Source organism: Paraburkholderia sp. HP33-1 (assembly GCF_021390595.1).
Lineage (GTDB): Bacteria > Pseudomonadota > Gammaproteobacteria > Burkholderiales > Burkholderiaceae > Paraburkholderia.
Genome location: NZ_JAJEJR010000002.1, coordinates 246,962 through 258,817, shown reverse-complemented (window position 1 = coordinate 258,817; position 11,856 = coordinate 246,962). Strand labels below are relative to the sequence as shown.

Here is an 11,856-nt window from a genome sequence, read left to right as displayed (position 1 = left end):
TGGCGAGTGCGCGGGCTCGCGCACTGCGACGGAAACGTAGGAAAGCTGCATGACGCTTCATTCATTGCAAGCGAGCCCACTGCGCGTGGACCTTGCAGCCAAGGGGCGGGCGGTTGAAGAGGCACCGCGTGCTTAGGCGGCCGCCGACGCGTAGGAACGCAACTCCTCGACGATCGAGCGTCGCGACGGACGCCAATCAAGCTCGCGTTTTGCCTTTTCCCCGGAGACGACCTGATCGCAGGTAATCGCGTCGGCGAATGCCCCGAGCGACTGCCGCGCCTCGTCGAGCGGCCATGCCTCTACGCGTCCCTCGGCGCCGGCGGCCTCGCTCGCCGCGCGCGCGATTTCGATAAGTGGTGTCGCCGTTCCGTGAACGCCGTTGAAGACTGAGCTAACCGGCGCCCGTTCAAGCGAGAACGCGTAGAGGTCAGCGAGGTCGTCAGCGTGCACCGTCGACCAGCGGTTTCGCCCGTCACCGACGAAGCGCGCCACGCCGTATTCCTTGGCCGTGCCGTACATCATCATTGTGGCGCCACCCCAGTTGCCGTAAACCCAGCCTGGCCGGATTACGCTCGGGTGAACACCGGCGGTCGCAGCCGCGAGGACCTCGTCCTCAAGCTCCTGGCGCCAGCGCACGAGCTCGACTGGATTCAGCGGGCTATCTTCAGTTGCGGGGGTATCGCCGGTTGATCCGTAGATTAGACAACCGCTTGTATAGACGAAACGCTTGCCCGTACCGCGCAGCGCTTCGATGATCGAGCGCGTCGCAGCTTTGTCATAAGCTGCCGTATTCTGGTCGTTCGGCGAGGCGGCATGTATAACCGCGTCAACGGCACGAGCGGCAGAAGCGACGCTCGCCGAGTCGGCAAGGTCGCCTTGCGTCACCGCAAAGCCCTCGCCGGTCAGCTTGCTCGCACTCATTTCCGAACGGGCGAGTCCCACGACCTCATGGCCGCCCGCCATCAAGCGACGCGCTACAGCTCCCCCGATCAACCCCGTTGCTCCCGTCACCAATACACGCATGTCCGTTACCTCTTCCAATGTCGATGTGGGCAATGGTAGTGGGCTGCGATTCCAAACGGAAATCGTAAGTTCTGATGTACTGATATCGCTTGCACCGATGACGTCAAACCGAGGCGGCGACCTCGGCGATGACGTCTTTCAGCCAACAAGTGGCCGCGTGAGTGTCCGCACGTCGATGCCACATCATCGCAAGCGTCCAACTGGGCAGTTCGATTGGCGGTTGATGTACGGAGATGCCGACCCCAGTCGCTGCGAAGCGCCGAGCGACACGGGAGGCGAGCGTCGCGACGAGATCGGTCTCAGCGATCACGAAGGGTGCGACCAGAAACTGCGGCAAGCTCAGTACCACACGCCGTCCGAGCCCCAGCTTGGCGAGCTCGTGATCGACCAGACTTGAGCGGTCGCCCTCGGGAGATATCAGGAGATGAGGCGCAGCCGTGAAGGCGTCGAGGTTAGCACCGTGCGCAAACGCGGGGTGCTCAGGACGCGCTACGCACGCAAAGTCCTCCTTGAACAGAGGGCGCTTGAGGATGCGTGCCGAAGCTTCGACCGGGAAGCCGATAGCGAGGCTTGCTTCGCCGCTGTCGAGGAGTTCGAGCGCTTCATCCCGACCGAACGTCCCGTGCACGTGCACGTCGACGTGAGGCGCCTCGATGCTAAGGCGTGCCAACAGTGGCGGCAGTAGAACGAAAGCGGCATAGTCGTTCATCGCAATCGTGAACGCGTCACTAGCCGTCGCTGGATCGAAACCGTCGGCCCGTAACGCACCCCGTACAAGTCGGAGCGCGTTGGATATAGGACCTGCAAGATCGTGAGCCCGTGGGGTCGGCTGCATCCCCGACGGCGTCCGCAAGAACAGCTCATCCTCGAACAGCTCACGCAACCGGGTAAGGGCGCCGCTCATCGCCGACTGACTAAGACCGATACGCAGCCCGGCGCGCGTAACGTGACGCTCCGCATAAAGGGCGTCGAACGCTTTCAGAAGATTGAGATCAAAGCCACCGATATCCATGTTATCGAGAATACCTCACTATGATCATCGAAGGCGGCAATCGTTGGGAGATTGGTAGCCCCTCAACCTATGCGTTGCAGACGAGCGCAGAGATGCGCTCGCTGTCGCACATCTCCTCGAAGTGCTCGGGGTGAATGCCGTGTGTGGCGCCGTTGGTAACGTCCTGGTGCGATTCGCGGAAATAGGCAGCGTTTCTCAGCTTGTGCTCGCGCGCGCCGCGCACGAAGCCAGTAGGAGCGTTCGCGGGCGGAAGGGCTCGATCCGGTTTGCCGGGGATAGCGTCCATGTCAATCGATAGCAGGTCAGCGCGCCGGCTCGATGGCTGCAAGCGCTGACGACTACTCACGGAATATGCAAAGGACCTTCGTGCAAATGGCAATCGACGCATCGTTTGCGTCACCCGCATCAAGCCGCCAGAGCAACATCGACGGCGCTCAGGTAATTCCGAAAACCGGCCTCGTGCAGCGCCGTTCGCACCCGCGCGAGTTCGCGCAGCGTCGGTTCGCCCGCAGGGTCCTGCAGGGCAAGCGCGAGCGCACGGCCGCGCGCTGCAAAGAGCTGGGCCCAGGGCAGCGGTTCGCGCTGGGTGTAGTTCTCGAGTTCCTTCACGTAACGCAACATGCCATGCGCATCGCCGGCGGCCAGCATCGCTTCGATGGCGTCGCGGTAAAACCAGAGATGATTATGGCCGACCGCGCCGAGTCGCAGCAGCGCTTCGCCTTCGTCCAGCAACCGCGCACGCTCGACGTTCTCATCCACTGCGCGGCTCAGCGCGCCGAGGGTCTTGGGTCCGCAAAACTGCGTGCCCACCTCGCGCGAGATCGCGATCGACTCGCGAAGTTTCTTCACTGCTTCGCTTCTCGATCCGCTGTCCAGCAACAGCCGCCCGTGCATCTCCAGATTTTGTGCCTCGAAGCGGCGGGCGCCGAGTTGCCTGATCAGCCGAAGTTCCTGCTCCAGATGAACGCGAGCCGCCTGCTCATCGCCTAGTTCCTGGCAGGCGAACACGCCCAGCGTCTCGCACAGCAATTGCGCGCGCGGCTGCCCGATCAACGCGGCAGCGCGTGCCGTGGCGATCGCGTCCTCGCGCGCCTGCCGTGCATCGTTGAGGTAGATCCTGCTGAAGCCCTGCATCGGACGATTCGCAACCTCGATGCTGCCGAACCCGTGCTTGCGGCTCAGCGCCACGCATTCGCTGAAATGGCGAAAAGCGGTTTGCATGCGTCCCTGCGCGTACGCTGCATCCGCCAGGCCGCCGAGCGCGCGAGCCTCCGCCTCCGGGATGCCGAGGCGCCGTGCATAGGTAAGCCCTCGTTCATGCTCGGCGCAGCAGGCGTCGATCCTGCCAAGGGGAAAAAGGATGTTGCCGCGCAGGTGGTGAAGCCTTGCGAGGTCGGCCACCCGGCCGTCGCGTTCCGCTATCGTCTGCGCGGCCGAAAGCAAGGCGAGCGCCTCGTCGAGACCTTCGTTCACCCGCAGGCCTTCCGCGAGCCCGAGCTGACAGTCGCACCGGGCGTCATCGTTGGTGGCAGCCGCGAGCGCCGCGCGGTACGTGGCGATCGATCCCGCAATGTCGCCCAGATCGCGCTGGAGTTCGCCCTTGGCGCAGCTCAGTGCGTGGCGGTCCGCGTCCGTCTGCGCGATCTCGAGGCCCCGGTCGGCCAGCCGCAGCGCAGCCTCGAAACGATGGGCGGCACGTTGCGCGTTCGACGCGGCGAGATAGGCTCCGGGCGCGCGCTCGTCCTCTGCCCGGTCGAGATGCTGCGCGTGCAACGTCGGATCGCTATGTGCGAACCATTCGGCGGCACAGCGATGAAGCTCGCGCCGGCGCGCCCGCAATAGCGTCGCCCATGCGCTCTCCTGGATCAGCGCATGGGCGAACAGGAAATCCTCGCCCTCGGGTAGAACTAGCGCATTGGCGAGCAGGCCGTCGCAGACGTAGTCAGGGTCGTCGATGAGCCGGCGCAGCAACGCGAGGTCGAAACGCTGACCGATGACGGCAGCCGCCTGGAACGCCAGGCGGTCACGCGGCGCCAACCTGTCCATCCGCGCGAGCACGAGGCTTCGGATCGACGCGGGAACGTTGCCGCTGCTGCCTTCCTCGGCATTGCGCAGCAGTTGCTCGAGAAATAGCGGGTTGCCTGCTGCCCGCTCGATGCAGGCGAGCGCGACGCGCTGCGTAGCGTCGATGAAATTGCTCGCGAGGTTGAGTGCCTCATCCTTGCGCAGCGGCCCGAGGTCGATCGTGGCGAACGGGGTGTCGCGGCAGCGTGCGCGCCAGGCTGCATCAATTGGATCGCCTTCCACACGCGAAGTCGTCACGAGCAAGCCCGTCCCATTGACGATGCCTGCCGCGAAAGCCGCAAGATAGCTGAGGGCTTCGCGGTCGGCCCAATGCAGATCTTCGACGACGATCATCGTCGCCGATTGCCCGCAGGCGTCCTCGGCCAGTCGTGCAGCGAGCGTCTGCTTGCCACGCTGGCGCGCACCATGATCCATTGCGTCGTACAGCGCTTGCCACTCGCTGCTTTTGGGCAGATCGAGGAAATCCTGAAGAAACATGAGCTGCTCTTCGCTCACGACACCACGCTCCGCGGCACGCGCGACAGCGGCTTGCCGCGCGTCGGCCGATGCGCTGGCCGACAGCCCGAGCAGGCTGGCGACGATCGCGCGCACCGGGTCCTGCCCCTTGCCAACACCGAAATCGAGCACAAGGCTTTTATGCAGCGTGAAGCCCTGGGTCTGCGCGTAGCGGCGCATTTCCTCGACGAGCCGCGTCTTGCCGATTCCGGCTTCACCTCGTAGATGGAGAACATGGCCGCGGTGCCTCGCCACGCACGCGTGGACGATACCGTGAAATTGCTCGAGTTCGGCTTCGCGGCCGACGAAGCGGCTGCGGCTCGTCTTCACGGGTTCGCTCGCGATGGCAACGAGCCGCCAGGCCCGGACCGGCGTGTCGATGCCCTTGAAGAGCCGCTCGCCGATCGCCTCGCACACAGCGGCCTCGTCGAGCAGGCGTGCTGACTCGTCAGAGATCCAGATCTCGCCGGCGGGTGCGGCGGCCACGAGCCGCGCGGCGAGGTTCACCGGATCGCCGTGCACCGTGTAGTCCTGGGCGTCGGCGCGGCCAAGCGCACCGGCGACCACTTCGCCGCTCGCGATGCCGATGTGTGCCTGCAAAGGCCGCCCCGCCTGCGCGCCAAGCTGCGTCAGCCCGTCGTGGATATCGAGCGCCGCCCGGGCCGCGCGCAGCGTGTCGGTCTCATGCGAGCGCGGCGCGCCGAAAAGCGCCATCACTGCATCGCCGATGTGCTTGTCGATCGTGCCGCCATAAGCGAGGACGACACCGTCGACCAGCGCCATGTAGCGGCCGATTAGCGCGCGCAGGTCTTCGGGATCGAGCGAGCGCGAGAGCGCCGTGTAGCCGCAGAGATCGGCAAACAGGATCGTGACCTGCCTGCGCTCGTCCGCGGGCGCAAGGGTGGCGGCGTCCGTCTGCGGCGGCGCCGATGCGCTCGTTGACGGTTGCGCGGCCGCCGCGGCGGCAAGGATGCGCTTGCGATGGCCAAGCGACTGCACCCCGAGTTCCTTCAGATCAGCATCGCTCAACTGCGCGAGCAGTGATACGTCGATGTCGTTCGCCGCGAATGCGAGCGCGTACTGCTCGAGTCCGAGGCGCTGCAGCCATTGCGCGATGTCCATTTTCGTCGCCTGCATTCGATGCCAACCGGCACACGCGAGTTTGCCGCACCGATTTGGCGCTGGCGCGGCCCGATGCGCAAACGTCAGATGAAACTCGGGCGCACCGCTCGCCGATGCAATCGGCCCTTGGCCGGCATTCAACTCAGCCGATGAATACCCAGTGTAGGTCTGCAACTCCCAGGGCGCATGCTGTTTGACAGCCTTTCGAGGCCCGACGGATACTGGGCGGCGCGTCCCATCTCGCCCTCGCATTCTTCGGGGAATTCACGTGAAGCCGGGCAAGACCATCTCCTACATCCCGCTACGTTCGCGCTTCACGGGCCTGCCTGCCGACGTGGCGGCCGGCGCGGTTTCGATGCTCGTCATGCTGTGCTACGCAATGAGCCTCGGCACGATGATCTTCAGCGCCGATCTTGCCCGCTACGCGATGCTCGGCGTGCCGACCGCGCTCGTCAGCTGCGTCGTCACGGCGCTCGTGATTGCGTTGACGAGCTCGATGCGTTGGAACATCGGCGGTCCTGACAGCAATGCCGCGGCGTTTCTTGCGGGCGTCGCCGCAGGGGTCGGCAGCAGCGTGCGCGCGGACGGCGGCTCCCCCCAGACCCTGATCCTGACCGTGCTGATCGCAATTGCGCTCTGTTCGGTCGTGACGGGCGTCATCCTCTATGCGATCGGCTCGTCGAGGCACAGCCGCTCGTTGCAGTTCCTCCCGTATCCGGTGCTTGGCGGATTCCTCGCCGGAACAGGCTATCTGCTGCTGGCCGGGGCCTTCCGCGTGATGACGGGCGAGGCACTGGACTGGCACATGCTGGCGTTGCTGACGCACATTCACTGGCTGACATGGATTCCCGCGCTCGTCGTGGGTGTGATGACGACAGTCCTGACCCGCGCCTGGCAGCACATTGCCGCGCTACCCCTCACGTTGGGTTTCGGGATCGTGCTTTTCTACGTTCTCCTGCACATTGCCGGTCTCTCGATCGCCGACGCGCGCGAAATGGGGCTGCTTCTGCCGCGCGTCACGCTGCACCTTGCCGGGCTGCCGGAGCTGCACATCGCTGCGCGACTCGGGCAGGGTGGCATCGACTGGCCGGCCGTCGCCGCGCACCTTCCAGAGAGCCTGCTGGTCACGACGGTTTCCGCTGTCACGATCCTGATGAATTCGACGGCGATCGGCGCGGTGACGGGCGAGGAGGTCGATCTCAATCGTGAGATGCGGGCTGCGGGCCTTGCCAATCTCGCGAGCGGGCTGCTGGGTGGAATGGTCGGCTACCAGTCGTTCAATCGCTCGATGCTCAATGCGCGCGTGGGTGCCACGAGCCGGGTGGCCGGCGTGTTCGCGGCGCTCGCTTGCCTTGTCGTACTTGGCACTTCGCCCGATATCGTGGCGCTCTTTCCCGTGCCGGTGCTCGTCGGCCTTCAGCTCTTCATGGGCCTGCGCCTGATCGTGCATTGGCTCGTGGGCGCGTATGCGAAGCTCAGCTGGTACGAGTACCTGCTCGTGCCTGCCATTCTCGGCACCATCGTCGCCTACGGCGTGGTCGTCGGCGTGGCGGTAGGCGTCGTTGCGGCGTGTGTGACGTTCACGCTGCTGTATGGCCGGGTCAGTTGTATACGCATGGAGTTCGATCTGCGCACACGGACGTCCAACGTGGAACGCAGCATCAACGAGAGCCAGTCTTTGCGCGAACTCGGTGCGCAGGTCTGCGGTATGTGCCTGCAAGGGTTCCTGTTCTTCGGCACGGCCAATTCGATTCTGCACCGCCTGCGTGGGCGGCTCGCCGCGAGCCATCCGGTGCCGGTCCGTTTCGTCGTGCTCGATTTCGCGTCGACTCAGGGCATGGACGCGTCGGTATCGATCAGCTTCGTCAAGCTGAGGCAGCTATGCGCAGCGAAGAACGCGGACCTGGTGCTAACCGCGCTGCCGCCGCACTCGCGCGATCTGCTCACGAAGACCGGGACACTCAATCTCCGGATTCATGAATTCGACTCGCTTGACGTCGGTCTGGAGTGGATCGAAGACCAGTTGCTCACGGGGAACTCGCCTGCGACAGGCCACGGCTACGACTTTCACGCGATGCTCACGCCGCATTTCACGGCCAGCGCGTTGAGCACGCTGCTGGCGTGTCTCGAGGTGCATGACCTGCTTGCGGGGCAGGTGCTGTTTCGTCGCGGGGAGCAGGCTGACGCGCTGTATTTCATCGAGCAAGGACGTGTCCAGGTCTCGTTGCCGCTCGACGATGGACGGTCGGTCCGGCTGCGCTCGTTTGGCCCGGGGACGGTTGTCGGTGAAATGGCGGTCTACACGCAGCAACAGCGCAGTGCGGACGTGATCGCCGAGACGCCGACGCGGGTCCGCCGCTTGTCGACAACCGCTCTCATTCGACTCGAACAACAGCATCCAGCGGCCGCGCAACAATTTCATCGGTTTCTCGTCAAGATCATCGCAACTCGACTTGCCGTCGTTGACGAGGCGCTGCGTGCGGCTTTGTAAGCGGTTTGCGCATCGTGGCGGCACTGCATGCACCTCCGCATAGCGAAGATCGAGATCGGCATGTGATCGGTCAGGACGAGACGCTGGCCGGCGTCTTTGGGGCGTTTCCCGATTAGGACTACGCTAGCGCCAAGTGCAACCAGGCTGCTGTAGACGCCGGTGCAGAACAGCTTCTTACTCTGGACCCACGACGATATATGCGAGATGCTCTGCCGATCCTTGTCCGCCATGGCCATTGACACGAGCGGGTACATTGAAACGCACACGCAAAGCCTGATCGTCCCACTTCAACTCGGTATCCGTCGCCGAAGACACTGAACCTGACAGCGCGTCAATAAACCGGACCTTTACGCGGCCCGAAGCAGGCGGAGCCAGCCCGGGCGCATCGACCGTGCGCCAGCCCGGCAGTGCACGCACCTGCATCACGATTTGCCTGTCCGAGTACAGCGCGCTGCCGGATGCATCAGGACCGAACTGCAGTTTCTGTCGAAAGGGCGACAGCACGCCGCCGGCGGTCTGGTTCAACACGATCAGACTCCCCCCCGAAACGTTGTACGTTCTGGCGGGCGGACCTCGGTGCGTAAGACGAAACGGTTCATATCCGTCCCAGTGGTACACCATCGATACGTACTTGTTGGAATCGTCCCAGTTTCGATCGAGCGCCCACACGGCGAGATCGAAGAAATAGCGCGGCAGATAGTGATCGTCGATCATATATCTATCGCCAATCTCCGTTTGCCATAATCCACGTGCGGGACCTTGCTTCACATAACGCTCGTAGAGGTAATCCAGGTCTTTGACCGCAAGGTAATGCGTATCCAGATAGTCCACACAGTCGAGCATCCGCTGGTTGTACCGGGGACTTCTGTACTCCAGCCACTGGCTAAAGGTTTCGAGCCCCCCCTGGTCCGGCCAACCGCCGTAGACGACGTATGCGCCATAGCGGCGGATGATCCGCGCGGCCGGAATGTGGATCTTCTCGACGTAGTCCTGCATCGCACGTTCATAGGGCCCATGCAAGTCGTCCCCGTCGCCAGCACGAGCGGCACCGTGCCAGAACGATGCCTGTGGCGAACCGCCCGAAAGCTTTCCGGCCGCCTCGTTCCATATCTGGAAAAAGCGCAGGTTGTACGGCGGGGCGTGATATTTCCGGACTACAGCTTCGACGTAGCGCTCCCACGCCCTTACATCCACGGGTGCCGATTTTGAATCGCCTGGCACGCTCGCGTTCCACAGGGGTGTGTAGGCAAGTAACAACAATGTATGGATTCCGTTGTTGTTGTTCTGGATGACGATGGGCGGCAGGTCGATTGCGTTATTGTTCTCCGTCTTGTCGACCCGCATCGGGTCCGAACTACCATGGGCTTGCCCTGGACCTACGGGCCCGCGTGCCCAACTTATACCCATTTCCTTCCACATTGCGACGTCGTGGGCGGAGCCGGCCCAGCCATTGGCCCCAATCAGGTCGGTAATCCGTCGCCCTACGGGCCGTGACGCGGACCCGTGCTGCGTCGAAGCTGCGGCGATCGGCGGCCATAGCGGCCTCAGTGTTGTCCAACCGAGCGCCGCCAACATCTGCAGTACAAATCGTCTGTGATATCTGATCATAGGGTGTCTTGAGCTCTCCGTCGATTACGAATCTGCTCCCGGCTAATGCGCCTGATCGAATCTGTTATCGGCCAGAGGACTGATCACGCTTCACGCATTTTCGCGGTCTGCAATGCAGCGCTGCGATTGATATGATCTGCGATGGCTCCTGCAATTCGCGCATTGGAAAACCTGGGACACCAGCCGATCGCCAAAGATTCGTCGGTGGATAGCACGTGCTGAAGTTTCAGCATGAGCAACTGCTTGCGCGCGAGCACTCGATGCCCCGAAGCCCACGACGGACCGCGCAGAGACAGGGACGGTGGGAACAACACCTCCCATGAATAGCAATACGTTGCGACCTCCTTGGCGAAAAGCGGCGAAATGTGTTGCGGCAAGTGCGGAAAACCGACCTGAGCAGTGAAACGCTTCTCTTTAGATCGAGATAAGAACTGACGCTACGCAAAGCATGATGATCAATAGGCTCGACCGATTTTTGATGGCATAGACTATCGGATCGTCATGCATCTGACCGTGGAACGCAACCATCCAGACGCGGCTGATCCAGTACAGGAGCAGCAAAAAGAGAAGCCAAAGCCTGTGGGGATGGCTATACAACACCGTGACGGGGGCAGAATTCATATAAAGCGCAAGAACAACCACCCCGACATACCCTGCCGCGATTCCGAACGTGCGCACAATGCTCATGTCCTCCGTAAGATAACCTCGTCCCGCCGCAGAGTCCTTACCCTCCCGCTGCATTTTGTGGAGTTCCGTATAACGCTTTACCATGGCCAGACTGAGAAAGATCATCACCGAGAACAGGATTAACCAGTCTGACAGCACAACATTGACGGCCGTCCCGCCAGCCACAATACGGATGGTATAAAGCGCGGCCAGCATGAAAACATCTACCAGCATTACGTGCTTCAGGTGAAAGGAATAAACGAGTGTCATCGCGACATAACACGCTAGCACGAGCTGAAACGACAGGGGCAGAAAAATGCCGAGGCTTGCCGATGCTATTAACAGTATGAACATCATGCCAATGCCGCTAGCAAGCGGTAATTCTCCCGACGCAAATGGACGTTTGCACTTTCGACTATGGCGCCTATCCACATCGAGATCGAGCATGTCATTCAAAATGTATACCGACGAGGCACAGAAGCAGAATGACAAGAATGCAATGCCACCGGCCATCAGTGCGTTGACATCCGTGAAGCGATGCGACGCAAGCAGCGGCACAAAGATCAACAGATTTTTCACCCATTGATAGACGCGCATTTCCTTGATGGCGAGCCTGAAAAAAGACCGCTTGTTCTCGAAGATGACCGTGACCTGATTCGCCTTCCGCGCCGCTGCCTGAATGCTTTTCCCTCCGACGACGATCGCTGTACGCGCCTGCCTCCACACAGGCACATCGGCACGAGCGTTGCCGCAATAATCGAAACCCTGTGCACCAAACTCCGCCGTCAAGGCCATGGCCTTGTTTGCGCCGGAGAGGTTAAGCGACTCGTTGCTCGCCATCACGCCTTTGAAGAAGCCGAAATGAGACGCGATCTGCTCGGCAAATCGTTGATCGCCAGCGGTACAGAGATAGAGATCACGCCCGCACGAGCGCTCTTTTTTTAGGAAGTCGACCAGGCGCGCGTTGTATGGCAGCAGTGACACGTCGATTGCGACGCGTGCGGCTATCTGCGCTTTGAGATACCCCTTGCCGCGCAGCAGCCACGCGACACAATACAACAAATAGAGCGGATTTCTCTTGACCAGTGCCACGAACGACTCGATGAGAAGGTCGCTGTGCATCAGTGTGCCGTCCAGATCAACACAAAGAGGGATACCAGCCATGTTGACCTCGATGGGCATGAAATGTCGACCACCCCCCGAATGAGAAGGAAATGCAGTTTTTCGCGTTCACCCGCGGCATCTGACACCATCTTGCGTAACAGGTCGCTTCCTGTAACTTGCATCCCGGTAGCGGCCTTAGGTGGGCTCTCAATGTTTGATAACGAAAAGAACTCCGGTGAGTACAGCATGC

8 protein-coding genes are annotated in these 11,856 nt (G+C 62.1%); 1 reads left to right on the top strand and 7 read right to left on the bottom strand.

The genetic code is table 11. The features are described from left to right. Positions 1-132 precede the first annotated feature (132 nt). The 4 genes from L0U81_RS17170 to L0U81_RS17155 all read right to left on the bottom strand — a co-directional run bounded on the left by L0U81_RS17170 (position 133) and on the right by L0U81_RS17155 (position 5,737). Positions 133-1,023, bottom strand: coding sequence for an NAD-dependent epimerase/dehydratase family protein (locus L0U81_RS17170; RefSeq protein ID WP_233804750.1), 891 nt, complete (start codon positions 1,021-1,023; stop codon positions 133-135). A 103-nt stretch (positions 1,024-1,126) separates the two neighbouring features. Further along, positions 1,127-2,035, bottom strand: a complete 909-nt coding sequence (locus L0U81_RS17165; RefSeq protein WP_233804749.1) for a LysR family transcriptional regulator — start codon at positions 2,033-2,035, stop codon at positions 1,127-1,129. 67 nt (positions 2,036-2,102) lie between these two features. Continuing rightward, positions 2,103-2,321, bottom strand: a complete 219-nt coding sequence (locus L0U81_RS17160; protein WP_233807968.1) for a hypothetical protein — start codon at positions 2,319-2,321, stop codon at positions 2,103-2,105. Positions 2,322-2,440: 119 nt separating this feature from the next. After that, positions 2,441-5,737 carry an adenylate/guanylate cyclase domain-containing protein gene (locus L0U81_RS17155; protein ID WP_233804748.1) on the bottom strand — a complete coding sequence of 1,099 codons (3,297 nt, stop codon included), beginning with the start codon at positions 5,735-5,737 and terminating at the stop codon, positions 2,441-2,443. A 268-nt stretch (positions 5,738-6,005) separates the two neighbouring features. Between L0U81_RS17155 and L0U81_RS17150 the strand changes: the two genes are divergently transcribed. After that, the gene (locus L0U81_RS17150) at positions 6,006-8,228 is read left to right on the top strand and encodes an SLC26A/SulP transporter family protein (protein WP_233804747.1); all 2,223 of its coding nucleotides are present in this window, start codon (positions 6,006-6,008) and stop codon (positions 8,226-8,228) included. 174 nt (positions 8,229-8,402) lie between these two features. On the opposite strand, the gene L0U81_RS17145 is transcribed toward L0U81_RS17150, so the two are convergent. The 3 genes from L0U81_RS17145 to L0U81_RS17135 all read right to left on the bottom strand — a co-directional run bounded on the left by L0U81_RS17145 (position 8,403) and on the right by L0U81_RS17135 (position 11,684). Further along, entirely contained in the window at positions 8,403-9,836 is a 1,434-nt protein-coding gene (locus L0U81_RS17145) for a hypothetical protein (RefSeq protein ID WP_442793427.1), read from the bottom strand. 83 nt (positions 9,837-9,919) lie between these two features. Beyond that, complete coding sequence (locus L0U81_RS17140) at positions 9,920-10,069, bottom strand: hypothetical protein (RefSeq protein ID WP_233804746.1); 150 nt, start codon at positions 10,067-10,069, stop codon at positions 9,920-9,922. Positions 10,070-10,250: 181 nt separating this feature from the next. Continuing rightward, positions 10,251-11,684 (bottom strand): UbiA family prenyltransferase, encoded by a 1,434-nt coding sequence (locus L0U81_RS17135; RefSeq protein WP_233804745.1) that lies wholly within the window; start codon positions 11,682-11,684, stop codon positions 10,251-10,253. Positions 11,685-11,856: the final 172 nt, after the last annotated feature.

Coding starts and splice junctions, on each gene's coding strand:
- L0U81_RS17170 (WP_233804750.1), bottom strand. CDS start 1,023: ATGCGTGTATTGGTGACGGGAGCAACGGGGTTGATCGGGGGAGCTGTA.
- L0U81_RS17165 (WP_233804749.1), bottom strand. CDS start 2,035: ATGGATATCGGTGGCTTTGATCTCAATCTTCTGAAAGCGTTCGACGCC.
- L0U81_RS17160 (WP_233807968.1), bottom strand. CDS start 2,321: ATGGACGCTATCCCCGGCAAACCGGATCGAGCCCTTCCGCCCGCGAAC.
- L0U81_RS17155 (WP_233804748.1), bottom strand. CDS start 5,737: ATGGACATCGCGCAATGGCTGCAGCGCCTCGGACTCGAGCAGTACGCG.
- L0U81_RS17145 (WP_442793427.1), bottom strand. CDS start 9,836: ATGATCAGATATCACAGACGATTTGTACTGCAGATGTTGGCGGCGCTC.
- L0U81_RS17140 (WP_233804746.1), bottom strand. CDS start 10,069: ATGCTGAAACTTCAGCACGTGCTATCCACCGACGAATCTTTGGCGATC.
- L0U81_RS17135 (WP_233804745.1), bottom strand. CDS start 11,684: ATGCCCATCGAGGTCAACATGGCTGGTATCCCTCTTTGTGTTGATCTG.